This is a genomic window from Streptomyces sp. NPDC085944 (genome assembly GCF_040686295.1).
GTDB lineage: Bacteria > Actinomycetota > Actinomycetes > Streptomycetales > Streptomycetaceae > Streptomyces > Streptomyces salinarius.
Genome location: NZ_JBFBJX010000009.1, coordinates 114,556 through 140,373, shown reverse-complemented (window position 1 = coordinate 140,373; position 25,818 = coordinate 114,556). Strand labels below are relative to the sequence as shown.

Genomic DNA, 25,818 nt, shown 5'->3' with positions numbered 1-25,818 from the left:
TGGCGCAATTGCGCAAGCCGACGCGTCACTTGTGGGTGGCGCGGGCCCAGCCGACGAAGGTGGTGAAGGCGGCGGGGGCGAGGGTGAGGGTCGGGCCCGCCGGGGTTTTCGAGTCGCGGACGGCCACCGTGGCATCGAGGGCTACTTCGACACACTCGCCGCCCTGGTCGCTGCTATAGCTGGACTTACGCCACTGGACAGTCGTCGGCATTGCCCTGCTCGCCATAGCGTTCCTCCATCACCCGACGGATCAGTGCCGCCGAGTCCTTGAGGGAGAGCGCGGCGGCTCGAAGATGATCGTAACGGAGTGAACAGTCCTTGACGCTCTCCGGGTTGGCGGTCGAATGGCCGCTGCCGTACCTCTCCGTGTAGAGGATGGCCGGGTCGCTCGCGAACCGGAAGATGCTGAATGAGCCTGTGAGTCCCGGGTGTGCTCCCGCCGAGAACGGGAGTACCTGAACGTTGATCCGAGGATTGTCCTCGAAGGACAACAGATGGGCCAGTTGGCCGCGCATCGTTTCTCGGCCGCCGATCTCCTGCAGCAGCGCGGCCTCGCTGACGATCGACCAGAAGACCGGTGGGGTCTGCTTCTCGAAGATGCGCTGACGAGCGAGCCGCACGGCGGTACGGTCATCAAGGTCCGTCGGGTCGAACGTCCCGAGCACGGCCCGGACGTAGGCGTCGGTCTGGAGCAGGCCGTGGACCATGTGTGTCTGGAACGCGCAGATTTCGACCGCGTGTGCTTCCAACTCGGCCATCTGTTGGAACCAGGCCGGAAGCTGGGTGCGCATCACCAGTGTGACCAGCCGGGACAGTAACCCTCCCGTCCCCAGTGCCGCGTCCACCCGTTCGCTGAACTCCGGCGTCGGCAGTTTCCGCGCCGTCTCGATCTGGCCGACCAGCGAGCCGGTGTAGTTGACGATGTCGCCGAGCTGCCGTTGGGTCAGCCCGGCGGCCTCCCGGTGGCGGCGCAGCTCGAAGCCGTAGTAGTCGAGCGGCGAGGCGCCCGGGTCAAGGACGTTGATGTGGGTCACGCACAGCCCCCCTTCGCGCACAACTCGGTCCACTGGGGCACCGGTTGTATCCGTTCCGTAGCCCACGGTAGTCGTCCGGCGTCAGGCTCGTGCCGTGAACGAATACTTTCCCTCGGTCCTCGTGGGCCACCCCGTGGCGGACCAGTACCGGATGAGCCTCACCGCCGGCGCGCACTCGGCGGGGCACGTCCGCCGCATCGTCCGCTCGTACCTGCGCGAGTGGGACCTCGCCGAGCTGGCCGACGCGGTGGAACTCGGCGTGACCGAGCTGCTGGCCAACGTCGTACGCCATGTCCCCGACCGGCGCTGCACGGTGCTGTTGCTGCGGCAGGCGGACGCGGTCCGCGTGGAGGTGGCCGACGGGAGCCCTCGGCAGCCCGTGCCGTCCGCGTGGGTGAGCGACGACGCGGAGGGCGGCCGGGGGCTGGTGCTGCTGGAGGCGGTGACCGACAGGTGGGGTGTCGCGCCGGGCGCCGGGGGCGGCAAGACGGTCTGGTTCGAGTGCGGCGGGGCGTCCCCCGCCCCGGAAGCGGGGGACGCCCGGTGATCACACCGTTGCGGTGCGCCTGGTGATCGGGCAGGAGCCGGCCGTTGCCGTCCCTGCCGCCGTACCGAGGGAGGCGGTCCGGGCGGTGGGGGCCGTACCGCCGATCTGCTGGAGGATCTCGTCGGAGAGCAGGTCCTCCTTGCCCTTGAGGGCGTCCGCGACCTTGAGATCGGTGTTGAAGACCATCTCGGCGGCGACGTTGTCCTGGACGATGCGGGCCAGGTTGTCGAGGGCGACGGCGATCGGGTCCGAGGGGGTCTCCACGGTCGGCAGGTCGATGAGGTGGGTGTCCACCTTCGCCTGGTTCATGGTGCGGCGGATGATGATGGACGCCTGGTTCAGCTCGGCCGTGGTCCAGATCGACAGGACCGTGACGTACAGGTCGCTCCACGCCTTCTCGCCGATCAGCGTGCGCCACCGCTTCATGAGACCTTCGATGCCGGTGATCTGCGCGGTGGCGGCGAAGGTCATGTTGACGCGGATGGAGGGGTAGACCGCGGCGGCGAAGCGGTTGAACGACACCATGTCGAACGACTCGGCAGTGATGGAGGCGTCGATGAACTGGACGGCCTCACTGAGGATCTTGTCGCAGGAGTTCTCCAGGTCCAGGGGGAGGTTCGCGGTGCCGAGCTTGGTGTGCGCCGTCCGGAGCGTGGATTTGAAGGCGTTCAGCGGGGTGATCCAGCCCTTGTCGCCCGGCGCCTTGGTGACGACCATGTCGAGGTCGTGCGGATCGATGCGGTCCGCGTTGGGGATGTTGGGGACCTGGTCGCTGAGGTAGGCGGCGAGCACCGAGAAGACGCCCAGCGGAACGTGGGCGATCGACTTGGCCAGTTCGAAGTACTCCGGGACCGGATCGACGGTCTCGACCTGTGTGCCGTTGTTGATGAGGGTGAAGCGTCCGCCGACCGCGTTGTTGGAAACGACGATGACCGGACTGAGTTGCGTCGTCAGTTCGCTCTTGAGCGTCGCGTAGTTGGCGCGCATTCTCGCGTTGACGGCGCGTATCGCGTCGCGTGCCGCCTTCTCGTCGGTCGCGGTGACTCCCGCGGCGGCCGCCGAGGCGGTGGAGGCCGATTGGCCGGTGAACAGCGTTGCCGCCCCGACGGCCGACGCGGTACCCAGAAATCCTCTACGTGTTGCCATGCCCCGTCTTTCTGCTTGCTCCGTGAGTGAAAGTGCCGTTTGGCGATGTGGGGGGTGACAGCGTGGGGGGAGTCAGGGTGGGGGGACTTCAGGGTGGGGGTGGTGGGAGGCTCAGGTCAGGGACTTCTGCGACGGCACGACGACTCCGTAGAGATCCTGGACCGTGGCGAGAGCCGCCTCGTGGACCTGCTGTGCCGGGATGCCGTTCGGGTTGCCCTTCAGGGGCAGTGGCCGGGTCGCGGAGGCGTCGGCGACCACGGTCGGAGCGTTGCCGTTGAGGAACGCGCCCTGAGCGGTGAACAGGGTGCACATGTTCGTCATGAACCCCGCGACGATGACGTTCTTGTTGCCGGCCTTCTTGACCTGCTCGGCGAGATTTGTGCCGTGGAACGCGTTCGGGACGCTCTTCTCGACGACGGGCTCGCCCTTGACCGGCTTGAGTGCCGGAATGATCTGGCCCGCCTTCGACTTCAGGTCGTAACCCTTGTCGACGATGTGGATGACCGGGGTGCCGGCCTTTCGTGCCCGCTTCAGCAGCGCTTCGGCGCTGTTCACCGCCGGCTCCCAGCCGTCGAGTTCCATCACACCTTCCGTGTAGGTGTTCTGGTAGTCGACGAGGATGAGCGTCGCGTCGGAGAGAGTCGCCGGGGTCTCGCCGAGCTTGTTGAGCTCACGCAGCGTCGTCGTGTCCTTCGCGACGTTCGTCGCGGTGGTGGCGGAGGCCGACGGCTCGTCCTTGGCGGCGGCGGCCTCGGAGTCACCGCCGCACGCGGTGGCGGTGACCGAGAGGACGACGGAGACGGCGAGCGCGACGGCGGGACGGAGCGGCTTCATCAGGAGATCTCCTTCTGCGACGGGACAACGACCCCGTACAGGTCGGCGATGGTGGCGAGGGCGCTGTGGTGCACTTGGCGGGCGTCCAGCTCGGTGCCCGCGACCGGCAGCGCGCGGGTGGCGCAGGCGTCGGCGACGACCGTGGGGCGGTTGCCGCGCAGGAAGGCGCCCTGGGCGGTGAACGCCACGCACATGTGCGTCATGAAGCCGGCGAGGACGAGGTCGGTGTTGCCGGCGGCGTCGACGTGCTGGTCGAGGTCCGTGCCGACGAACGCGTTCGGCACCTTCTTGACGACGACGGGCTCACCGTCGAGCGGCGCGACGCTTGGGTGGATCGAGCCGATCTCGGCGCGGATGTCGTAAGGGGTGCCCTCGCCGCCGTCGTTGACGACGTGGACGACCTTCGCGCCCTCCTGGCGGGCCCGTGCCAGCAGTCGGGCACCGGAGTCGAGCGCGTCCTGCCAGCCGTCCAGCTCCATGACGCCGGTCGTGTAGGTGTTCTGGTAGTCGATCAGGACCAGGGTCGAGCCGGCGAGCTTCGCGGGGGCGTCGTCGAATCCGTTGAGCTGGCGCAGGGTCGTTCTGGGCATGGGAAACCGCCTCAAGTTGCTGTTCGGGGAGGGCAGTTCACCAGCGCGGTGACCTGCGCCCACGACGCTACGGATCTCCGGCGGTGTCGGCAATGTCGTCTAGCATGCAGAAACCGACACCGGTGTTGCCGAGCGTGGAGAGTTCCTTGCAAACCGTCAGCCGACTGATCGTCATCGTTCTCTTCGAGGACGTGGACCTGCTCGACGTCACCGGACCGCCGGAGGTGTTCTCCCTCGCGCGACGGGAGACGCACGAGGCGGCGGGCTACGACGTCGTCCTCGCCGCGGAGACCCTGGACCCGGTCACCACCGGCGCGGGGGTCCGGATCCTGCCCGACGTCACCTTCGACGACCTGTCCGAGCGGAGCATCGACACCCTGATCGTGCCCGGCGCGGTGGAGGTCGACGGTCAGCGCGGCGTCCATCCGCGCACCGACCCCGGCGTGGTGGACCGGGTGAGGCGACTGGCCGAGCGGACCCGACGGGTCACCTCCGTCTGCGTCGGCGCCCACATCCTCGCCGCGGCCGGACTCCTCGACGGCAAACGCGCCACCACCCACTGGTCGACGGCGCAGCAGCTGGCAGCCGAGCATCCGGAGGTCGAGGTCGACGCCGACCCGATCTTCATCCGCGAGGGCGATGTCTGGACCGGCGCCGGGATCAGCGCCTGCCTCGACCTTTCCCTCGCCCTGATCGCCGACGATCTCGGGGAGGCCGTGGCGCTGCGCGTCGCCCGGCAGCTCGTGATGTACCTGAAGCGGCCGAGCGGGCAGAGCCAGTTCAGCGTCCCCCTGGAGCAGGTCTCCGTGACGCGCCGCATCGAGGATCTGCGCCACCACATCATGCGCAACATCGCCGAGCCGCTGACCGTCGCCGACCTCGCCGCCCACGCCCACGTCAGCGACCGGCAGCTCACCCGGATCTTCAAGAACGAACTCGGCACGACCCCGCACGCCTACATCGAGTCGTCCCGCGTGGAAGTGGCCCGCCACCAGCTCGAATCCACCGACGCGACCCTGGAGCGCGTCGCCTCCGCCTGCGGTTTCGGCACCGTCGACACCCTGGTCAGGGCCTTCCGGCGCAGACTGGACACGACACCGACCGAGTACCGCCGCCGCTTCCGGACGGTCGTGAACACCCACAGCTAGGCCTGCCGCGCGCGGCACGCCACCACAGGAGGGTGGGGACGGCGCTCAGCGTCATCCCGGACGCGCCGATCCACAGGGTCCCGGTCGCGCCGAACGCGGCACCGGACGCCCCGCCCAGGAGCCCGCCGAGCGGAACACCGCCCGAGGAGACGAACCGGGCCGTCGCCGCCATCCGGCCCAGGAGCCGGTCCGGGGTGAGGGACTGCTGGAGGCTCGACTGGGCCACCACGCGGACGACGCCGCCCAGGGAGAGCGCGGCGAGTCCGACGGCACCGGCGTACAGGGTCCAGCCGGGGCGGGCCAGCGGCATGAGCACGGTCAGGGGGCAAGTGACCAGCGTGGCCAGCCAGATGACCGGGCGCTGTCCGACCCGCCGCGCCAGCGTGGTGGCCGTCGACGCGCCCAGCAGGGCGCCGCACCCCATGCCCGACAGGACGAGTCCGATGCCGAGGGGCCCCAAGTCCATGGTGCGCTCCAGGAAGACCAGCAGCATCGTCTGGTACATGACCAGGGAGAGGTTGAACAGCGCGTCCGAGAACATGATCGCGCGCAGGGCGGGACGGTGCAGGACGAAGCGCAGCCCCTCCATGATCTCCGTCCCGAGGCGGGGCTGCTCCGACATCTTCTTCGGCTGCTCCTCCCGCCTGCGGATCGTGGCCGCGAGGAGACCGGACAGGGTCATACCGGCCGAACCGGCCAGGAGCGTGGCCGGGGCTCCCACCAGGCCGACCAGCGGGCCCGCCACCGCCGGGCCGCCGATGCCGGTCACCGAGCGGACCGCCGAGAGCTTCGCGTTGCCCTGCACGAGGTTCCCGCGTCCCACCAGGTGCGGCAGGTAGCTGACGTGGGCGACGTCGAAGAACACGGTCAGCACCCCGTGCAGCAGCGCGACGGCGTACAGCAGCCGGATGTCGAGCAGGCCGGCCCACCAGGCGAGCGGGACCGTCAGGAGGGCCGCCGCGCGCAGGAGGTCGGTGCCGATCAGTACGGACCTCTTCCGCATGCGGTCGACCCACGCCCCGGCCGGCAGCCCGACCAGCAGCGAGCCCGCCGTGGTCGTCGCGGTCAGCAGCCCGACCTGGAACTCGTCGGCGTGCAGGGTCGCGATCGCCACCAGCGGCAGGGTCAGGAAGACGATCCGGTCGCCCAGCTGCCCGAGGGCGGTGGCGGCGAAGAGGCGCCCGAAGTCCGGGTCGTCGAGGAGCCCGAGCCGGGGGGACCTGGGCATGCCTATCGCCCGGCGGTGGTGCGGGCGGGGCGCTCCACCCCGAACTCGTAGACCACCTCCCGGTACCGGTCCGGGACGACCATGTCCGCCGTCTCCACGGGGCGGCGCACGGTGTCGTACATGGTCCGCTCGATCAGGAGGACGAGGTCCCCCGGGCCGACGCCGAGCAGGTTCGCCTGCTCCCGGGTGGCGCGGGCCGGGCGCGGCACCTCGACGACCGTGTCGACGACGATCCCGAGGGAACGCATCCGCTCGACCACCCCCTGGCCGGCCAGGGGCCCGGCCTCGGGCAGCGCGACCGGGGTCCCCTTGGTGAGGGCCAGGGGCTCCCAGGACTCGGAGAGCTGGACCGGTTGCCCACCGGCCAGGAACTCGTACCGCGTGGTGACACAGGGGTCGCCGGGCGCGATGCCCAGCCGCTCCGCGATGGCCTCCGGCGCGGGGACGCCCGCCCGGCTCTCCGCGTCCCAGGAGTCGGCCCCGCCCCGTTCCCGGGCGTCGGCGCCGCGAGGGCGCCCGCCCGTCCGTTCCCGGTGCCGCGAGCGGACCAGACGCAGGCGCTCACGGGGGCTGCGGACGTACGTGCCCGAGCCCGCACGCCCTTCGAGGAGCCCGTCGACGACCAGCAGGTCCACGGCCCGCTGCACGACGTTGCGCCCGACCCCGTACTCCTCGGCGAGCCGCGCCCGCGACGGCAGCCGCTCCCCGGTCTCCCACTCTCCGGCGAGAACCCGCGTCCGCAGCACGTCGGCCAGTGCGAGGTAGGGCGCCTGACGGGGCATGGGTGGACCTCCGGTCGCTTCCGGTCGTTTCGGGGATGCCGGAAAGCTACTGCACGGCCCGAAAGCTGATGCAGCAGCAAGCCCGGCGGAGCCACCTGCAGCTGCGGTCGGTGTTCACCTTCCGGCGTCGGAAACGAGATCAAAGCTTGATCCCCGTCGATACAACCGTCGGTAAACGTCGCGTTCCTCACGTGTACTTCCGGAACTTGACGAGGCGTTGTCCTTTTTCAACCCGTTGACGTGCCGTTTCGTTGAGGCATTAGTTGCTTCTGGTAAATCTTGTGAACGTAGTGGGTGGGGTGCGTCGGGAATGTGGAATCGATTGCGGGGCGGGGCGTCGGGCTTGGTCGCGGTGGTGTGTGCGGCGGTGATCGCCGCGGTGGTCCCGGGACCGGTGGCGTACGCGGCCGACGAGGAGGCGCTGGCTGCGTCGGCGTCGGAGGGGCAGAGGGCTCTTGACGCGGCACGGGAGTCCGGTGAGCGCGTAGAGGTGACGGGAGAGCGGACCGAGCGGACGACGGTCTTCGCCAACCCGGACGGTGCCACGTTCACGTTGGAGGAGTCGGCGGTTCCGGTGCGCGTGCGGGCGTCGGGGGGTGGCTGGCAGGCGCCGGACGCGACGCTGGTGAAGCGGGCGGACGGTTCGGTCGGTCCGAAGGGCGCCGCGGTGGAGATGGCGTTCTCCGGCGGCGGAGACGACGCTCCGCTGGCTCGGATCGAGGACGAGGGCCGTTCGCTGGCCCTGGACTGGCCGGGTGGGCTGCCTGCTCCGCGGCTCGAGGGTTCGAGTGCGGTGTAGGGGGAGGTGCTGCCGGGTGTCGACCTGAAGGTGACGGCGACGTCCGAGAGTTTCCAGCAAGTGCTGGTGGTCAGGACGCCCGAGGCGGCGGCGAGTGAGGAGCTGAAGAAGCTCACGTTCGGTCTGGACACCGAAGGCCTGTCGGTGCGTGAGGGCGCGTCGGGTGCGCTCGCGGCGGTCGACGGCAACGGTGCCACGGTGTTCCGGGCGCCTCCAGCGCGGATGTGGGACTCGGCGGGCCGGGCGGCGGATGCCGGCGGGGCCCAGCAGCAGTCGAAGCCGTCACCGACCGGGTCCACACCGTCGACGTCGTCGGCGCGGGTGTCGCAGGCGGTGGGCGAGGACGGACCGACGGGTGAGCCGGCGGACCCGGCGGAGGCCGCGCCGTCCGGTTCCGGTCTGGAGCCGGGTCAGGGCGACACCGTGGCCCAGATGGACGTCGAGGTGGGCAAGGGCAGGCTGTCGGTCGTCCCGGACGCGGACATGCTGGCCGAGACGGCCGCGGACGCCTTCCCGGTGTTCATCGACCCGACGGTGACGTGGGGCGAGTCGGAGCGCACCCTGCTGCGCAGTGACGGCTACGAGTCCTACGGCTGGGGCAACGGGGACGACGACCGGGGCAAGGGCGCGGGCAAGTGCGGTTCCTGGAGTGGTTACTACTGCGGTCCGGGCTATGTGCAGAAGCTGTACTTCGAGTTCTCGCCGTCGAAGCTGCGGGGCAAGAAGGTCCTGGACGCCACGTTCCGGGTGACGGAGCCCTGGGCGTTCCAGTGTGATCCGCGCTGGGTGGATCTGGTTCGTACGAACAACATCTCCTCGTCCACGACCTGGTCGTCGCGGCCCAAGGAGCTGGACTGGATGGTCGACCGGTACGTGTCTGCCGGGCGTGGCTCGCTGTGCGACCCGGACTCGCCGGACGCGCCGATCGAGTTCAACGACAACCCGGAGGAGAGCAACGAGAACCTGACCCCGACCGTGGCGAGCTTCGCGGCGGGCAAGTTCTCCCGGCTGACCCTGGAGGTCCGGGCGCACGACGAGGGCGACACCTCGGCGTGGAAGCGGTTCAAGAACGACGCGGTCCTGGCCGTGAAGTACGTGGGTCTGCCGGACAAGCCGTCCGCCGTCGGCATCCAGGGCGGTGGGAGCAGTACCGCCCCGGTGTGCGACAAGCGTGAGGCCGACGCGTCGATCGTCTCGTACCCGGCGCCCACGCTGAAGGCCACCGCGCAGACCAAGGCGGGCGGCAACGACGACACCGCCCAGCTGCGGGTGTACTTCGACCTTGACGTGAAGAACGCCGACGGCTCCTGGACGGACGTCAACCCGGGCAACGGCTCCCTCGGCCCGTCGACCGGGTACGTCGACGACGACAGGGCGGTGTCCCTGAAGTGGTCGCCCCTGACTGACGGCAAGCTGTACCGGTATCACGCGTGGACCTGGTCGTACTACGGCTCCAGCCATCTGAGCAGCGCCGCCTCGGACGGGTTCTGCTACTTCCGCGTCGACTCCACCCGGCCCAAGGCCCCGCAGGTGACGCTCTCCTCTCCCTACACGGAGTGCACGACGAACGCCTGCGCGGCCTCCGGCGGTCCCGGTGAGGTGGCGACGCTGACGTTCAAGCCGGCGTCCGGTGACACGAACGTCTCCTACCAGTACAAGGTGTCCTCGCAGGCGGAGTGGTCGGCCGAGCTGCCGGGCGCCACCGCCACGGCGAAGATCACACCCACTCGCGGGGGCCTGCAGCGCGTGTACGTGCGGGCGAAGGACACGCTGGGCTGGGGCGAGCAGTCCGTGACCGACTTCCTGGTGGACTCCGGTGCGGGCCCGGTCGGCCAGTACCACTTCGACGAGGCCACGGGAGCGGCGGTCGACTCCGCCACCGTGGACGGCCGTGACGACGCGGCCCTGAACGGTCAGGCAGCACGGGACGATCGCGGCCGCCGCGGCCTGATCACCCATGACGCCGAGGGCAACGCGCTCGGGACGCCCGTCACCGACCAGGGTCTGACGCTGGACGGCACCACCGGCTACGCGGCCACCAGCACCGCCGTGGTGGACACCCGCGCCTCCTACACCGTCTCCGCGTGGGCCATGCTCAAGCCGGGTGTGACACACAACCAGACGGTACTGGGCCAGAACGGCAGCTTCTACAGCGGCTTCTACCTCACCTACCGCGAGGCCGAGGGGGCCTGGACGCTGAGTACGTCCCCCAAGGACGCCGCCGACGGCAACATCACCGAGCAGAAGGTGACGGCCACCCAGCCCGCCGCAAAGGGTGTGTGGACGCATCTTGCGGCCGTGTACGACGCGGACAAGAAGCAGATCCGGCTGTATGTGAACGGCCGGCTGCAGGGCAGCGACACCGTGTCCGCAGTATGGGCGGCAGAGGGCGGTCTGCAGATCGGCCGCGTGCTGTGGCGGGACACCTACACCGACTACTTCGCAGGCTCGATCGACGAGGTAACCGTGTGGCAGCGGGCACTGACGGACGAAGAGATCGCTGATGCGACCCGGCTCATGAACTCGCCGAACTACGCTGCGGTGGAACTGGTCGCGGACTGGTCGCCGGAGCGGGGCAGCGGCACCACGGTCCCGGACGCCTCCTCGGGCTATGGCAGGTCGCTGACCCTGGCCGGCGGGGCCGCGCTGGACGGCGGGGCGATCGTCCTCGACGGAGTGGACGACGCGGCCACGGCCTCCGGCCCGGTGGTGGACGACACGGGTTCGTTCACGGTGACGGCGCTGGCGGCGCTGGACGCCGACAAGGTTCTCGCCAAGCCGGTCGGCTACACCGGCCAGGTCGTGGGACAGCGCACGGCGGACGGCTCGGCGTGGGGCCTGTGGTACAAGCGGACGGGCAGCGCCACGGTCCTGGACGAGGACACGCTGGAGGAGAAGACCGTCCCGGAGGGTTTCTGGTACTTCGGCCGGTTCGACGCCGACGGCACGTTCAGCGGGGTGGCCTCCGAGGAGAGCGCCGCGGTGGACGGCATGGTCCGGCTGACGGGTGTCTACAACACCGGAGACGGCACGGTTCGTCTGTACCTCGGCAGCGTCGTCAACGGTGACGCACAGGCGTTCACGGCGAAGGCCGGCTCGGGCGACCTCGCCGTCGGCAAGGGCAGCACGGACGGGACGTGGCAGCACCACCTGCCCGCCCGGGTCGCCGACATACGGCTGTGGACCGGCGCGATGGCGACCGCACAGCAGATCGACGAGACCCTCGCCGACTGACGACCGGTGAGCCGGGGGTGAGGGCAGTCGTCGCGGCGTCCGTCCTCACCCCCGGCGCGGGCGGACGCCGCGCCGAACGGGCCCACGGTGTCCGGGCCTTCTTCTGCACACAAGGAACTGGGTGGGACGAGAACCATGGCATTTGGCATAGGCACCTCAAGAAGATGGGGTGGAGGGACCCGGCACCGCACGGGGCGATTGTTGGCGCAGTCATTGGCACTGGCGTTGATCGTGCCCACGGGGCTGGCGCAGGTGGCGCAGGCGGTGGAGCAGGACGGGCTGGGCCGTCCCGACGTGCCCGAGTCCCTGGTGACCAAGGTGAAGCCGTTCGACACGGCCGGTGCGAAGAAGGCGCGGGCGAAGGCCGCCGAGGAACGGAAGGCCAACGCGGAGCAGGCGAAGCGGGCGACGGCCGAACGCAAGGCGGACTGGCCGGGCGGGGGCACGGCGACGGTGCCACTGAAGCCGAAGGCGGACGGCACGGGCAAGCCGGCCGGTGTCCCGGTGACGCTGAGCCCGGTGGCCGGATCGAAGGCGTCGGATGCGGCGTCGGGCGAGGCCCGGGTCACGGTCATGGACCAGAAGGCGGCCCGCAGGGCAGGCGTCACGGGCGTGCTGCTGACGGCCGAGGCAGAAGGCGCCGGCACGGCGAACGTGCGCGTGGACTACGGCGGCTTCGCCTCGGCGATCGGCGGCGGCTGGTCGCAACGGCTGCGTCTGGTGCGGCTGCCGGCGTGCGCGCTGACGACTCCGGAGAAGGAGGAGTGCCGCAAGCAGACGCCGCTTGCCTCCTCGGCCAACGACCTCGGCGACCAGACGGTCTCGGCGAAGGTCTCCCTGGGGGAGGCCTCGGGCGGTCCCTCGACCCAGTTGTCGGGGGAAGCGGGCAGTACCGCGTCCTCCGGGGCGACGGTGCTGGCGGTCACGGCCACGTCCGCGGGTTCGGGGCAGTCGCCCAAGGGCGCCGGTGACTACTCGGCGACGAAGCTGGCGGAGTCCTCGTCCTGGCAGGCCGGGAGCAGCTCGGGCTCGTTCACGTGGTCCTACGACTTCACGATGCCGCCGGCCGCGGCGGGACCCGTGCCGCCGCTGTGGTTGTCGTACGACTCGGGCAGCGTGGACGGCCGCACGGCGACGACGAACAACCAGACCACGTCGGTCGGCGAGGGCTTCTCCCTCACCGAGTCCTACATCACCCGCGCCTACGGCTCGTGCGACGAGGACGGTCACGACGACGTCTTCGACCAGTGCTGGAAGTACGACAACGCGACACTGGTCCTGAACGGCAAGTCGACCCAACTGGTCAAGGACGACGACAGCGGCGTCTGGCGGCTGGCGAACGACGATGCCTCGAAGGTGACCCGGTCGACCGGTGCGGACAACGGTGACGACAACGGCGAGTACTGGACCGTCGTCACGGGTGACGGCACCAAGTACGTGTTCGGCCGGAACAAGCTCGACGGTGCTGCCGATCAGCGGACGAACTCGACGTGGACGGTGCCGGTCTTCGGCGACGATTCCGGTGAGCCCGGCTACGGCGGTGGTGACGCCTTCGCCGACCGCGACCTGGGCCAGGCCTGGCGCTGGAACCTCGACTACGTCGAGGACACCCACGGCAATGCGGCGACCTACTGGTACACCGCGGAGTCGAACTACTACAAGAAGAACAAGGCGACCAAGGCCAGCGAGTCCTATGTCCGTGGTGGGCACCTCGACCGCATCGAGTACGGCCTGCGCAAGGGCGCCCTGTTCACCGACAAACCGGACGCCAAGGTCACCTTCACCTACGCCGAGCGCTGCACCCTCTCGGACTGCGGCAGCCTGACCAAGGACACCGCGGACAACTGGCCGGACGTGCCGTTCGACGCGATCTGCGCCAAGGACGACGAGGAGTGTGACGCGGCCGGCCCGTCCTTCTTCACCCGCAAGCGCCTCACGGGCATCGACACCTCCTCCTACAACGCCGCCAGCAATGCCTACGACCCCGTGGACTCCTGGGACCTGTCGCAGACGTACCTCGACGGCGGCGACATCGGCGACAGCTCCGACCAGGTGCTGACCCTTACCGCGCTCAAGCGCACGGCGAAGGCCGGCGACACCGGCATCACCGTCGACCCGGTCTCCTTCACCTACCAGATGCGGCCCAACCGGGTCGACGCCACCGACGACATCCTGCCGCTGACCCGCCCGCGGATCTCCACCATCACCTCGGAGACCGGCGGGATCACGGAGGTGACGCTGTCGTCCCCGGAGTGCGTGCGCAGCGAGGTCCTGAACGCGGCCCCGGACTCCAACACACGATCGTGCTATCCGCAGTTCTGGCACATCAACGGGTCCGAGGACGCGGCGATCGACTGGTTCCACAAGTACCGGGTGACTGCGGTCGGGGTACATGACGCGCAGGCCATCAACCCCGCGGTGGAGTACGCCTACTCCTACAGTGGTGCCGCCTGGCACTACAACGACGACCCGTTCACGCCCAAGGACGAGCGGACCTGGTCGGACTGGCGCGGCTACCGCCAGGTCACCGCCTACACCGGCAGGGTCGGCGAGACTCGGTCCAAGACCGTCTCGCTGTACATGCAGGGCATGCACGGCGACAAGAAGAAGGACGGCTCCACCAAATCCGTCACCGTGCCCCCGCTGATGGACACGGACATCGACTTCTCCGCGCCGTACGACAGCGACCGGTACAAGGGTGCGCTGCGCCAGCAGGTCACCTACAACGGCAGCCAGCCCATCAGCAGCGTCTTCAAGAACTACACCTACAGGAACACCGCCACCCAGAGCGTTCCGGACGCCGCCGACCACACCGCTCTGTGGGTCCGTAACTCCTCGACCTACACCAGCACCTACCTCACCGGTACGAAGACCTGGCGCACCCACGTCACCGGCCAGAAGTACGACGACCTCGGCATGGTCTACGCCGCCGACGACTTCGGCCAGGCCGGTCTCGGCGGTGACGAGACCTGTACGCGTACCTGGTACGCCCGCAATGCGGATCTCGGCATCACGAGCCTGGTCTCCCGCACCCGCACCGTGGCCAAGCAGTGTTCGGTCACCGAGACCGCGCTGAGCCTGCCCGCGACCAGCACCACCGCCGGTGACGTCCTGGCCGACACCGCGACCGTCTACGACAACGCCGGCGCCACGACCTGGCAGGCCACACAGAAGCCCACCAAGGGCGAGGCCACCTGGACCGGCCGTGCCACCGGCTACTCCGCGACGGCCGGCAGTGACGGAGAGCGCCTGCCGTCGGGCTGGCAGACCGTCACCACCACGACGTACGACGCCCTGGGCCGATCCCTCACCGTCACGGACACCGCGGGGCACAAGGCTTCCACCGCCTACACGCCCGCCGACGCGGGGCCCCTGACCAGGACCACCTCGACGGACCCCAAGGGCTATCGAGCGGTCAACTTCCTCGATCCGCGCCGTGGGCAGGTGGAGCGCAGCTACGACATCAACCTCAAGAAGACCGAGCAGCGCTACGACGCACTCGGCCGGCTGACCGAGGTGTGGTTGCCCAACCGCTCCAGCGCCAGCCAGAGCGCGAACGTCAAGTTCACCTACCACATCGACAAGGCCAAACCGTCCTGGGTGTCCACCGCCACCCTCGCCAACGACGGAAGCTACAGCACCAGTTACACCCTGTACGACTCCCTGCTGCGCCCCCTGCAGAAGCAGGCGCCGACACCGCAGGGCGGCCGGTTGCTGACGGACACGCACTACGACACCCGCGGGCTGGCGTACGAGACGTTCGCCGACATGTTCGACAGCGCCAGTGCGCCCAACGGCACCTACACGCGTGCCGAGTACGGTCGCGCCCCCACCCAGACGGAGGTCGTGTTCGACGGTGCAGGCCGCCCGACCACCAGCACCTTGTACGTCGGCGGCGTGAAGAAATGGGCCACGACCGCGAGCTACACCGGTGACTCCACGGCCACGACCGCTCTCGACGGCGGTTCTGCGCGGCGCACGATCACCGATGTCCGAGGTCTTACGGTCGAAACCCGCGACTACGCCGGTGAGAGCCCGGCCGACGCGGACTTCGGCACCGGCCCCGGCGCCTCCTACACATCGACGAAGTTCACCTACACCGCCGGCGGCAAGCAGAAGACGATCACCGGTCCCGACGGCGCGAAATGGTCCTACGGCTACGACCTGTTCGGTCGCCAGACCAGCGCCGACGACCCGGACAAGGGCCGGACGAGCACCGAATACAGCGCACTCGACCAGATCGTCAAGGCCACCGACTCCCGCGGGAAGTCGGTCCTGAGCGCCTACGACGAGCTGGGCCGCCCCACCGGCACCTGGGCCGGCTCCAAGACGGACGCCAACCAGCTCACCGGGTACACCTACGACACCCTCCTCAAGGGCCAGCTCACCGACGCCACCCGCTACGTCGGCGGCAAGACGGGCGCCGCCTACACGCAGGCGGTCACGGCCTACGACACCATGGGCCGTCCCAGCGGTACCGAGCTGCGGCTGCCGGACAGCGACCCGTTCGTCAAGGCCGGCCAGCCCGCGACGCTCGCGTTCGAGTCCCACTACAACATCGACGGCACGCTGAAGCAGACCAAAGACCCCGCGCTCGGCGGTCTTGCCACCGAAACCGTCGGCTACGACTACAACGCCCTGGGCAACCTCACCGGCCTCGGCACCTACCTGACCGACATCGACTACTCGGCCCTGGCCGAGCCGCAGATGCTGACGCTTGGCACCGGTGACGACAGCGTCTACGTGGCCAACACCTTCGAGCCGGGCACGGGGCGCCTGACCCGCAGCTACACCCAGGACAACAGCCACTCCTACCAGTTGCAGGACCTGCACTACAGCTACGACCAGGCCGGCAATGTCACCTCCATCGCCGACCCCACCACCCTCGGTGGCATCAGCAGCGCCGAGATCCAGTGCTTCACCTACGACGCCCACCGGCGTCTGACCGATGCCTGGACCCCCGCCTCCCAGAAGTGTGCCGACGCCCCCAGCGCCGGCTCGCTCTCGGGACCGGCCCCGTACTGGACCAGCTACACCTACAACGACGCCGGCCAGCGCACCGCGGAGACCGAGCACACCGACGGCACGGCGAGCAAGACCACCTACTGCTACACCAACACGGACCAGCCCCACACGCTGACCGGTACCACCACCAAGACCGACTGCGCCGCCCCCGAGCGCACCTACACCTACGACACCCTCGGCAACACCACGGCACGTCCGGGCGTTGCCGCGGACACCCGGCAGAACCTGAGCTGGTCCGAGGAGGGCAGGCTCACCCGCCTCACCGAGGACGACCAGTCCACCGACTACGTCTACGGCGCCGACGGCGCCCTCCTCATCCGTGCCACCGAGGACGGAGAACGCGTCCTTTACGCCGGCGCGACGGAACTGCACCTCCGCGCCAACGGCACCGCCTGGGCACAGCGCTACTACGCGGCCGGTGACCTCACCGCGGCCATGCGCTCCAACCAGACCGGCACGGAGAAGGTCACTTTTCTCGTCAGCGACCACCACGGCACCTCGAACCTGAGCGTCGACCGGGCCGACCAGCAGCTCAGCAAGCGCTACAGCACGCCCTTCGGCGAGGACCGGGGAAAGACGCTGTACGGGCCCTGGCCCGACGACAAGGGCTTCCTCGGCAAGACCCGGGACACCAACACCGGTCTCATCCACGTCGGCGCCCGTGAATACGACCCGGGCATCGGTCAGTTCATCAGCGTCGACCCCTTGCTCGAAGCCGACAAGGCACAGACACTCAACGGCTACAGCTACGCCGCGAACAACCCCACCACCCTGTCTGACCCCACCGGCACCAGGCTCGCCGACTGCGACGGAGGCTGGGACGAGTGCGGGCCCGGGGGGAACGGCGGCATCAGCGACCAGCACTCAGTCGCCGACAGCGGCAGCGGGACGGCCGGTACGGGCGGGACCAACACCACGGCGACGACGTACGCGAGTGACGGTCAGCCCGTCGTCGACGGGATCCGAATTCCTTCGGAGAAGGAATTCCGTGCCATGGGGCTCGCCGGCGGCTATCCCGAGTCCGCTACCTACAACCAGATGCTGACCAAGTGGGCGGACCGCAAGTGCTACAACCGGGCCCCCCAGGTCCAGGGCTTCTGTGACACGGCGGCACGCGCCGGCGTGCTGACCGACCCGCACAGCAGCGCGAACGACCCGTGGGGCGTGAAAGCCACCTGGCACTGCATCACGGGTCGAGGCGACTGCGGTGAAGCAATCGTCTCCGACGTCATCACCGTGGCCACCATGGCCTTCGGATCTGTCGGCAAGTCCCTGTCCGCCCGGGGTGCATCACGTTCTGTCGCCTCGGAAGCCGAGGAGAGCGCCGTAGCGCTGCTGCTCAGAGATGCCTGCAGTTTCGATCCCGCCACGCCGGTTCTACTGGAGTCGGGCGAGACCAAGCCCATCGGAGAGATCGAGGAGGGCGACAAGGTCGCCACCGGTAACCCTCGAACCGGTGACCGCGAGGGCTCGAGAACGGTCACGGCGCTCATCGTGCACCGCGACAACGACCTGGTGGACGTCACCGTACGCACCGCCGACGGCGAAACGTCGACGATTCAGGCGACCTCTCGTCACCCCTTCTGGGACGACACCCTCCACGCCTGGGTCCGCGCCGCCGACCTGCAGGCAGGCCACTTGCTCAACACGGCCACGGACGCCCATGTCTCGATCGCCGAGGTCAGGAGCCGGCCCGGCTCGGCCGACATGTACAACCTCACCGTTGCCGATCTGCACACGTACTATGTGTTGGCGGAAGCTACCCCGGTTCTGGTTCACAACTGCAAGACCGGGGTAAGTCTTTCCGGCGCACGACAGGTGAGCGGTCGCTTCCCCAAAACTGCCGACCCTGGAGAGATACTGTTCCGCCAGAAGGAGGACGGGACGGTCACTGCATATGCCAGGTACGATCAGGACGGTGTAATCTCCCAGCGCGCAGACTTGGATCCCGCCTCTGCCCCGCATGCCGGCATACCGGCTCCGCATATTCTTGACATGAAGAAACATGTCAACCCGAAGACGGGGCAAGTGTTCTACAACTGGGCGAAAATGCCACGTCCGCTGCGTCCTGAAGAGGAGTTGTGTGGCTGTCGGTGAGCGTTGGTCGTTGGACTCTCCGCAAAAAACAGCCAGGTGGTCGAAGGTAGATTAGGTGGCTGGGCTGGGTGCCCGCCTGAAACGGTGGGCACCCAGTCTCAGTGAGTGCTCGCGATCGCGTAAGTGGATCGAGGAGTCGGCACTCGTCGGGATTGACCGAGGGGATATCGTGGACGATCCGACAGAGTTCCCCAGTATCAAGTCCTGGGTGGATGAGTGGGGAGGAGGCGTTGATTACGTCGACTTTGTGAAATTCAATGGAGATCTGGCTGTGCTGGCGGCATTCTCTCGGATTCTCTGGCCTCGCTTTGTGGAGGTGGAGGGGTGTGTGCTGTGGGATCGTGTCTACGAAGAGTCAAATTTTCGTCTCTGGTATGAAAACCTCGCTGGTGAGATTCCCAGAATTGAGGCGACATTGAACCAGGTGAGAGTCTGGCAAATTGCCGAGTCGGGCGATGAGGATCAAGGGGCGCTAGAATTTATTGCGGCCTGTATCGCTGATTCTTGGAGAGCTTCTTTGTCTGCGAGTTTCCCTGAACGGGATTTCGATGTCCGGGTGGCGGAGACAGAGGATGGCCCGATCGTCACCTTCTCCTCGGTTGCCTCATAAGGATATGGCGCGGCGGTCTGATCGCTCTTCCGGCTCTTGAGGCATGGGCCTCCTTCAACGGAGCCGGACACGCGAAGGCGGCGGTCCCGGGGATCAGGGGGCCGCCGCCTTCGGAACGGGGGAGCGGGGTGAGGGCCGGGTCAGTACCAGCCGTTGGCCTGCCAGAAGCTCCAGGCGTCGCAGGCGCTGCCGTAGCGGTCCTTCATGTAGTCCAGGCCCCACTCGATCTGGGTCGCCGCGTTGGTCTTCCAGTCGTCGCCCGCCGAGGCCATCTTCGAGCCCGGCAGGGCCTGGACCAGGCCGTAGGCGCCGCTGGAGGCGTTGGTGGCGTGGATGTTCCAGTCGCTCTCGTGGTCGACGATCTTCGAGAAGCACTGGAACTCGGCCGAGTCACCGATCATCTTCTTCGCGGTCGCCTGCGCCGAGGAGGCCGGCGTCGCGGCCTGGGCGGGCCCGGCGGCGATCAGCGAGCCGCAGGTGGCCGCGGCCAGGGCGGCACCTGCGAGGGCCTTCTTCGGGGTGGCGGCGGAACGGAGGAGGGAAGCGGCGGTCAACGGAGGGCCTTTCTTCGGGGACAGGGGCGTCGGCGCACACCGGCCCGGCATGCGTCGGCGCCGCTGCCCGGGAGGGCGTCGGCGCCTGGCGACCGGTTCAGAGAAGCAGGCGGGCCGGTCGTCCGCAATCGTCCCTTTTGCTAAGCGTGGTCGTAGACGGAGCGGGCGCCCGCCGGTCCGGGGTCGGCACGGCGGGTACGCCGACCGGCCGTCGCCTACGACCCCGCTTCGTAGGTGAAGCGGCTCACGTGGGGCGGCTCACCTCGTCGCCCTTCTCGAACGTGACCGGCGTCTCGAAGGCCGCCCTGCGGGTCGCCCGGCGCAGCGCCTTCAGGAGCGGGGTGCCGAGGGCGAGGGTCAGGACGACCGTCATGGCCGCGCGGCCCCCGTCCCAGCCGAGCGACGTGGCCAGGCAGTAGGCGAGGAAGTGGGCCAGGTTGGCGGGGAGCGACGCGTCCGGGTCGAAGGCGATGTTCGAGGCGAGGGTGTTCATGAAGGTCCAGCCCGCGAGGTTCATCACCGTGCCGTAGGCGAAGGCCGCCAGGAAGCCGTACGCCGCCAGCATCAGCAGCTCCGCGCGGCCACGCAGGCGGTCGGGGCCCGGCAGCAGGCCGGCGCCCATCGTGAACCAGCCCATCGCCAGCATCTGGAACGGCATCCACGGCCCCACCCCGCCCGTGAGCAGCGCGGACGCGAACATCGTGACCGAGCCGAGCACGAAGCCGAAGCCCGGACCGAGGACGCGGCCGCTGAGCACCATGAGGAAGAACATCGGCTCCAGGCCGGCCGTCCCCGCGCCGATGGGGCGCAGGGCCGCACCCGCCGCCGCCAGTACGCCGAGCATCGCCACGGCCTTCGGGCCGAGGCCCGACTCCGAGATCGTCGCCGCCACCACCGCCACCAGCAGCACCAGCACGCCCGCGAACAGCCAGGGCGCGTCCTGCGCGTGCGCGTTCAGCGAGGCGTCCGGCGGGGCCAGGAAGGGCCAGCCGAAGCCCGCCACGCCCACCGCGCTCACCAGCACCAGGGCGGCGACCGAACGGGGGCCGAGGCGCACGGCGCGGGCCTGGCGCTGGGGAGGGGGGCCGCCGGTCACGACAGGGCCTCCCGTACCTGGGCCACGGTGAGCCACTTCCGCGGCGCCAGCACCTTGGCGACCTGTGGGGCGTAGGACGGGGAGGCCACCACCACGTCCGCCGCCGGGCCGTCGGCGATCACCTCGCCCTCGGCGAGCAGCACGACCCGGTGGGCCAGCTCGGCGGCCAGTTCCACGTCGTGCGTGGCCAGCACGATCGCGTGGCCCTCGGCGGCCAGGGCGCGCAGGATGCCGGCCAGGCGGGCCTTCGCCGCGTAGTCCAGGCCGCGCGTCGGCTCGTCCAGGAGGAGGAGCGGCGGGCGGGCGGTCAGGACCACGGACAGCGCGAGGGTCAGGCGCTGGCCCTCCGACAGGTCCCGGGGGTGGGTGTCGTCCGCGACGCCGGGGAGCAGGTCGGTGAGGAGGGCGCGGCAGGTGCCGGGAGTCGCGTCCGCGTCCCGGTCGGCGGCCGCGCACTCGGCGGCGACCGTGTCGGCGTACAGCAGGTCGCGCGGCTCCTGCGGGACCAGGCCGACCCGGCGTACGAGGTCACGCGGGACCGTGCGGTGCGGTACGGCGTCGCCGGTGCGGACCGAACCGGCGGACGGTTCGACGAGGCCGACCAGCGCGGAGAGCAGCGTGGACTTTCCGGCGCCGTTGCGGCCCATCAGGGCGACCGTCTCGCCGGGGGAGACGGTCAGGTCGACGTGGCGCAGGGCCTCGACGCGGTCGCGGCGCACGGCGAGGGAACGGACCTCGGCGGCGTACGGGGTGGGGGCGGCGGGGGCCTGCGGGGGCGTCCGGCGGCGGCGCCAACGGCGGGCGGGGGCGGGCCGGAGGGCGGGGGGCTCCAGGAGCGCGGCTGCCGTCGGCGGCGGAGTGTGGTCCGGGATCTCGCGGCCGGCCAGCCGGTCGCGCAGCTCCGACGCCCGGCGGCGGGCGTCCCGGATCGTCAGCGGCAGCGGGGACCAGCCCGCCAGCCTGCCCAGGTCCACCACCGGCGGGTACACCGGGGAGACGGCCATCACCTCCGCCGGGGCGCCGACGAGCGGTGCCTCGCCGGGGGCCGGGAGCAGGACGACCTGGTCGGCGTACTGGATGACCCGCTCCAGGCGGTGCTCGGCCATCAGGACCGTCGTACCGAGGTCGTGGACCAGGCGCTGGAGGACCGCCAGGACCTCTTCGGCGGCGGCGGGGTCCAGGGCGGAGGTCGGCTCGTCCAGGACCAGGACGTCGGGGTGCGGGGTGAGGACCGAGCCGATGGCGACCCGCTGCTGCTGGCCGCCGGAGAGCGTGGCGATGGGGCGGGAGCGGAGGTCGGACAGGCCCAGCAGGTCGAGGGTCTCCTCGACGCGGCGGCGCATCACGTCCGGGGCGAGGCCGAGGGACTCCATGCCGTAGGCCAGTTCGTCCTCGACGGTGTCCGTCACGAAGTGGGACAGCGGGTCCTGGCCGACCGTGCCGACCACGTCGGCGAGTTCGCGCGGCTTGTGGGTGCGGGTGTCGCGTCCGGCCACGGTGACCCGGCCGCGCAGGGTGCCGCCGGTGAAGTGCGGGACGAGGCCGCCGACCGCGCCGAGGACGGTGGACTTGCCGACGCCGGAAGGCCCGGCGAGCAGGACGAGTTCGCCCTCCGGGACCTCGAAGTCCACGCCGCGGACGGTGGGTTCGCTCGCGCCGTCGTAGGTGACCGACACGTCCTCGAAGCGGATCACGACGGCTCCTTCACGGCGGTCTTCGGGGCGGGATCGGGGGCTGGGGCGACGAACGCCGGGAGCAGGCCGAGGAGTACGGCCGCCGCCGGCCAGAGGGGAAGGGTGGGCGCGGTCAGCGGGACCACGCCCGGGTGCAGCGCCGCCGGGTCGCGGGCGGCGGCGAGGAACAGGAGCGCGGCGACCGCCACGCCGGAGGCGGTGACCAGCCAGGCGCGGGCGTCCCAGCGGTCCGGGCGGTAGCGGGTGCGGACCGTCCGCCGTCCGCCGAGCCACAGGCCCCCGAACGCGGCGGCGACGCCGGCCAGGAGCACGGGGATGCCGTACGTGCCGCCCGCGGCGGTCAGCAGCCCGTACGTCCCGGCACAGATGCCGAGCAGGCCGCCGAGGGTGAGGGCGGTGGTGGTACGGCGTACGGGGGCCGGGACCTGGGCGGTACGGCCGTAGCCACGGGCGTCCATCGCGGCGGCGAGGGCGACGGAGCGTTCCAGGGCGCCCTCCAGGACGGGGAGTCCCACCTGGAGCAGGCCGCGTACGCCCTTGTCGTGGCGGCCGCGCAGACGGCGGGCGGCACGCAGGCGCTGTACGTCGGCGATGAGGTTCGGCGCGAAGGTGAGGGCCACGACGACGGCCACGCCCATCTCGTACAGGGCGCCGGGAAGGGACTTGAGGAGCCGGGAGGGGTTGGCGAGGGCGTTCGCGGCGCCGACGCAGACGAGGAGGGTGGCCAGCTTCATCGCGTCGTACAGCGCGAAGGCGAGGCCCTCCGCGGTGACCCGGCCGCCGAGGCGGACGCCTTGCGCCCAGTCGGGGAGGGGGACTTCGGGGAGGGTGACGAGGGTGTGGGTGCCGGGGACGGGGGAGCCGAGCAGGGTGGTGAAGAGGAGGCGGATCAGGAGGACGGTGAGGGCGAGTTTGACGAAGGCGCCGTAGGAGCGGGACCAGGGGGCGTGGGGGCGGCGGGTGATGACGACGTAGGCGGAGACCGTGACGAGGAGGGCGAGGAGGAGGGGGTTGGTGGTGCGGGTGGCGGCGGTGCCGAGGGCCAGGGCCCAGAGCCACCAGGCGCCGGGGTGCAGGGACTCCCGGCGGTGGCGGAGGGGGGTGGGGGCGCTTGCCGGCGCTGACAGGGTGCCTCCCCCAGAGGGGGCACCCCCAGCGCCCACCCTCCCCCACGCTCGGCTTCGCTCGCGCGGGGGGACCCCCATCGCCCCGGCGGCACGACTGCCCGCAGCATTAACGGCCTGCATTCCTGCGCCGCCTTGACTGCCAGGTTGCCGCGGCGGCCAGGGCTGCCACGACGGCGATGCCCGCGTAGAGGCCGATCGACGGGCCGTCGTCGTCGCCCTCGTCCTCCGCGGCCTTCGGGGCGGCCGAGACGCTGGAGTCCTCCTGCGACACCTGCTCCCCGCAGCCCGACTTCGGGTAGCCCGCGATCGCGCACAGCAGGGCGTTGGTGTTGTAGCGGAGCGGGCCGGCGACGGCGGCCAGGGCGTCGGCCGTCGTCGCGTCGGGGGAGACCTGGGCGCAGGCCGTGCGCGGGGCGGGCGGGGTCTCGCCGGAGGGGGCGTCGGGGGCCGTGCCGAAGTCGAGGACCAGGGCCACCCGCTTGCGGCCCTCCTCGGCCGGTGTCTTGGCGCAGATCGACGCGAAGTCCGCCGTACCGCGCGGCTGGGCCGCGTCGCCCGAGTTCTCGCTCACCGCGAAGCGGAAGCCCTGGACGTCGCCGTCGGAGGGGCGGGTCGTGGACGGGCCCTGGGTGGCGTAGACCCACGTGCCGCCGTCGCGGTCCCAGAAGGACCAGTACCGGTACCCGGCGGCCTGCGCCTGGCCCGCGGTCCCGATCAGGAGGAACGCGGCCAGGAAGAGCAGGACGAGGCGGCGGGGGGTCACGGCTGCTGCTTCTTGTTGCGGTTGCTCAGCAGGAAGCCGATGCCGATGCCGAAGACGAGGCAGACGCCGACGAACCACCAGACGCCGAAGGGGGAGTCGTCGTCCTTCTCCGCCTTCTCCTCGTCGCTCGCGGTGGCCGTGTCCTTGGCCGCCGTGCCCTGCGGAGCCGGTCCGGTGGCGTTCAGCTTTGCCACCAGGTCCGTGCCGCCGAAGTCGCGGGGGTCGGTGCCCGTGGCGTGGGCGGCGAAGATCAGCTGGGCGTAGGCGGCCGGGCCGCTCTCCGCGGCCCACGTGGCGGCGTTCTTCTCCAGCCAGGCCAGCGGCTCGGCGGCCCGGTCGGCGCCGCCCTGCGCGGCGAGGGCGACGACGGCGTCGGCGGTGTTGCCGTAGTCGGGCTGGTCGGCGGAGCCGCCGAGGGCGGAGACGAGGTGGCCGTCCTCGGCGAGCGCGTCGGCGAGGTACGCGGCGCCGTTGGCGGCGGCCCGCTCACGGGTCGGCCGGTCCGCGTCGGAGCAGGTGGCCGCCTTGGACTTCGCCCCGGACCCGGCCTCGGTGACCAGGCCCTTGCCGAGCGAGCCGAGGACACCGGCGGCGGTCGCGTCCGCGTTGGGGAGCAGCTTGCCGTCCTTGTCGGGCTGGAAGGCGAAGGCGCCCGCGCCCTTGTCCTTCGCGCAGGGCAGGGCGAACGTCAGCAGGGCGTCGTAGGGGGACTTGCCGCCCTTCTCCACGTCCTCGGGGTCGGTCTCCGCGGCCGTGAGGGCGCCGATGACGACGGAGGTGGAGTTGGCGTCGCTGGGGGTGCCGGGGCTGTAGCCCCAGCCGCCGTCCTCGTTCTGCACGGACTTCAGCCAGCCGAGGGCGTCCTCGACGACGTCGCCGTGTCCGCCGACGGCCCACAGGGCCTGGACGGCGGCGGCGGTGTTGTTGCTGTCGACCATGGTCTTGGCGTCGCAGGCCCCCGCCGGGTCGGCGCGGAAGGGGGCGAAGGCGCCGTTGGCGCACTGCTGGTCCGTGAGCCACTTCACGGCCTTCGACGACGGGACGACGCCCGCCGTGTCCTGCGCGAGCAGCGCGAGGGACTGGCGCCAGACGCCGTCGTACTGGGGGTCGGTGGTCCCGTACAGCCCAGGCGGCGTGGACGGGGGCGCGGAGGCGGACGGCGACGGACCGGCGGCGACCGCGGGCGCGGTGGCGGCGCCGAGCACGGCTATGGCGGCCAGAGCCGCGGCGCTGCTGCGACGGCGGACGTTCATGATCGGCGGGTGCCTTTCCCTGTGCGGGCCCGGCAGCACGGGGCACCCCCGGCGGCTCGGCCCGTATGCCTCGACGGTGCCCGTGCACCGGCGGGCGCCGGGCACGTGAGCCGGTCACATCCGCACGGGGCAGTCCGGCTCACCGCCCGCGAGCCCCAGGGGGCCTCGGACGGTTCACGGTTGCGGGTCAGCGCCGGAATTGCACCGGCTTCCCCCCGTACGGGTGATGACGACGCCGCCACTTTACCCGCCCGCGC

General features: G+C 70.4%; 17 protein-coding genes, 1 pseudogene and 1 riboswitch. Of the genes and pseudogenes, 5 read left to right on the top strand and 13 right to left on the bottom strand.

All coding sequences use genetic code 11. The features are described 5' to 3' along the window. Positions 1-25 precede the first annotated feature (25 nt). Both AB0P07_RS19635 and AB0P07_RS19630 read right to left on the bottom strand, forming a co-directional pair. Positions 26-226, bottom strand: a complete 201-nt coding sequence (locus AB0P07_RS19635) for a DUF397 domain-containing protein (RefSeq protein ID WP_365552212.1) — start codon at positions 224-226, stop codon at positions 26-28. After that, positions 186-1,034 (bottom strand): helix-turn-helix transcriptional regulator, encoded by an 849-nt coding sequence (locus AB0P07_RS19630; protein WP_212730028.1) that lies wholly within the window; start codon positions 1,032-1,034, stop codon positions 186-188. The genes AB0P07_RS19635 and AB0P07_RS19630 overlap by 41 nt, the downstream gene beginning before the upstream one ends. Before the next feature lie 94 nt (positions 1,035-1,128). Here AB0P07_RS19630 and AB0P07_RS19625 point away from each other — a divergent pair, with 94 nt between their 5' ends. Continuing rightward, positions 1,129-1,581, top strand: coding sequence for an ATP-binding protein (locus tag AB0P07_RS19625; RefSeq protein ID WP_365552210.1), 453 nt, complete (start codon positions 1,129-1,131; stop codon positions 1,579-1,581). Here the strand turns inward: AB0P07_RS19625 and AB0P07_RS19620 are convergent, their stop codons facing one another. From AB0P07_RS19620 to AB0P07_RS19610, 3 genes are all read right to left on the bottom strand, one after another. Beyond that, entirely contained in the window at positions 1,582-2,727 is a 1,146-nt protein-coding gene (locus AB0P07_RS19620; RefSeq protein ID WP_365552208.1) for a hypothetical protein, read from the bottom strand. Positions 2,728-2,838: 111 nt separating this feature from the next. After that, a complete protein-coding gene (locus AB0P07_RS19615) occupies positions 2,839-3,561 on the bottom strand; it encodes a cysteine hydrolase family protein (RefSeq protein WP_365552206.1) in 723 nt (240 codons plus the stop codon). Then, a complete protein-coding gene (locus tag AB0P07_RS19610; RefSeq protein ID WP_365552204.1) occupies positions 3,561-4,151 on the bottom strand; it encodes a cysteine hydrolase family protein in 591 nt (196 codons plus the stop codon). Before AB0P07_RS19610 ends, AB0P07_RS19615 begins: the two co-directional genes overlap by 1 nt. 146 nt (positions 4,152-4,297) lie before the next feature. Between AB0P07_RS19610 and AB0P07_RS19605 the strand changes: the two genes are divergently transcribed. Next, positions 4,298-5,299 (top strand): DJ-1/PfpI family protein, encoded by a 1,002-nt coding sequence (locus tag AB0P07_RS19605; protein ID WP_365552202.1) that lies wholly within the window; start codon positions 4,298-4,300, stop codon positions 5,297-5,299. Here the strand turns inward: AB0P07_RS19605 and AB0P07_RS19600 are convergent. Both AB0P07_RS19600 and AB0P07_RS19595 read right to left on the bottom strand, forming a co-directional pair. Then, positions 5,217-6,527, bottom strand: coding sequence for an MFS transporter (locus AB0P07_RS19600; protein ID WP_365552200.1), 1,311 nt, complete (start codon positions 6,525-6,527; stop codon positions 5,217-5,219). The two genes, AB0P07_RS19605 and AB0P07_RS19600, sit on opposite strands and share 83 nt — an antisense overlap. Positions 6,528-6,529: 2 nt before the next feature. Then, positions 6,530-7,309, bottom strand: coding sequence for a GntR family transcriptional regulator (locus AB0P07_RS19595; protein WP_365552198.1), 780 nt, complete (start codon positions 7,307-7,309; stop codon positions 6,530-6,532). Positions 7,310-7,619: 310 nt separating this feature from the next. Here AB0P07_RS19595 and AB0P07_RS19590 point away from each other — a divergent pair. From AB0P07_RS19590 to AB0P07_RS19580, 3 genes and pseudogenes are all read left to right on the top strand, one after another. After that, positions 7,620-11,342 (top strand): annotated as a pseudogene (locus tag AB0P07_RS19590) (LamG domain-containing protein). A gap of 135 nt (positions 11,343-11,477) precedes the next feature. Beyond that, positions 11,478-18,464 carry a polymorphic toxin-type HINT domain-containing protein gene (locus AB0P07_RS19585; protein ID WP_365552196.1) on the top strand — a complete coding sequence of 2,329 codons (6,987 nt, stop codon included), beginning with the start codon at positions 11,478-11,480 and terminating at the stop codon, positions 18,462-18,464. Positions 18,465-18,633: 169 nt separating this feature from the next. After that, the gene (locus AB0P07_RS19580) at positions 18,634-19,074 is read left to right on the top strand and encodes a hypothetical protein (protein ID WP_365552194.1); all 441 of its coding nucleotides are present in this window, start codon (positions 18,634-18,636) and stop codon (positions 19,072-19,074) included. A 140-nt stretch (positions 19,075-19,214) separates the two neighbouring features. Here the strand turns inward: AB0P07_RS19580 and AB0P07_RS19575 are convergent, their stop codons facing one another. The 6 genes from AB0P07_RS19575 to AB0P07_RS19550 form a co-directional block, all read right to left on the bottom strand. Continuing rightward, complete coding sequence (locus AB0P07_RS19575; RefSeq protein ID WP_365552193.1) at positions 19,215-19,628, bottom strand: transglycosylase SLT domain-containing protein; 414 nt, start codon at positions 19,626-19,628, stop codon at positions 19,215-19,217. Between the two features lie 244 nt (positions 19,629-19,872). Continuing rightward, positions 19,873-20,724 carry an ECF transporter S component gene (locus AB0P07_RS19570; protein WP_365552191.1) on the bottom strand — a complete coding sequence of 284 codons (852 nt, stop codon included), beginning with the start codon at positions 20,722-20,724 and terminating at the stop codon, positions 19,873-19,875. Beyond that, entirely contained in the window at positions 20,721-22,418 is a 1,698-nt protein-coding gene (locus AB0P07_RS19565) for an ATP-binding cassette domain-containing protein (RefSeq protein WP_365552189.1), read from the bottom strand. The genes AB0P07_RS19570 and AB0P07_RS19565 overlap by 4 nt, the downstream gene beginning before the upstream one ends. Beyond that, positions 22,415-23,623: an energy-coupling factor transporter transmembrane component T gene (locus AB0P07_RS19560; protein ID WP_365552187.1), complete on the bottom strand. Its 1,209-nt coding sequence runs from the start codon at positions 23,621-23,623 to the stop codon at positions 22,415-22,417. The genes AB0P07_RS19565 and AB0P07_RS19560 overlap by 4 nt, the downstream gene beginning before the upstream one ends. Before the next feature lie 28 nt (positions 23,624-23,651). Continuing rightward, complete coding sequence (locus AB0P07_RS19555; RefSeq protein WP_365552186.1) at positions 23,652-24,308, bottom strand: SCO2322 family protein; 657 nt, start codon at positions 24,306-24,308, stop codon at positions 23,652-23,654. Next, complete coding sequence (locus AB0P07_RS19550) at positions 24,305-25,561, bottom strand: prenyltransferase/squalene oxidase repeat-containing protein (RefSeq protein ID WP_365552184.1); 1,257 nt, start codon at positions 25,559-25,561, stop codon at positions 24,305-24,307. The genes AB0P07_RS19555 and AB0P07_RS19550 overlap by 4 nt, the downstream gene beginning before the upstream one ends. 127 nt (positions 25,562-25,688) lie before the next feature. Further along, positions 25,689-25,776: riboswitch (cobalamin riboswitch) on the bottom strand. Between the last annotated feature and the right edge of the window lie 42 nt (positions 25,777-25,818).

What these genes read in the sequence shown, in the direction of transcription:
- AB0P07_RS19635 (WP_365552212.1), bottom strand. Translation starts at nt 226, where the DNA reads ATGGCGAGCAGGGCAATGCCGACGACTGTCCAGTGGCGTAAGTCCAGC.
- AB0P07_RS19620 (WP_365552208.1), bottom strand. Translation starts at nt 2,727, where the DNA reads ATGGCAACACGTAGAGGATTTCTGGGTACCGCGTCGGCCGTCGGGGCG.
- AB0P07_RS19615 (WP_365552206.1), bottom strand. Translation starts at nt 3,561, where the DNA reads ATGAAGCCGCTCCGTCCCGCCGTCGCGCTCGCCGTCTCCGTCGTCCTC.
- AB0P07_RS19610 (WP_365552204.1), bottom strand. Translation starts at nt 4,151, where the DNA reads ATGCCCAGAACGACCCTGCGCCAGCTCAACGGATTCGACGACGCCCCC.
- AB0P07_RS19600 (WP_365552200.1), bottom strand. Translation starts at nt 6,527, where the DNA reads ATGCCCAGGTCCCCCCGGCTCGGGCTCCTCGACGACCCGGACTTCGGG.
- AB0P07_RS19595 (WP_365552198.1), bottom strand. Translation starts at nt 7,309, where the DNA reads ATGCCCCGTCAGGCGCCCTACCTCGCACTGGCCGACGTGCTGCGGACG.
- AB0P07_RS19585 (WP_365552196.1), top strand. Translation starts at nt 11,478, where the DNA reads ATGGCATTTGGCATAGGCACCTCAAGAAGATGGGGTGGAGGGACCCGG.
- AB0P07_RS19560 (WP_365552187.1), bottom strand. Translation starts at nt 23,623, where the DNA reads ATGGGGGTCCCCCCGCGCGAGCGAAGCCGAGCGTGGGGGAGGGTGGGC.
- AB0P07_RS19550 (WP_365552184.1), bottom strand. Translation starts at nt 25,561, where the DNA reads ATGAACGTCCGCCGTCGCAGCAGCGCCGCGGCTCTGGCCGCCATAGCC.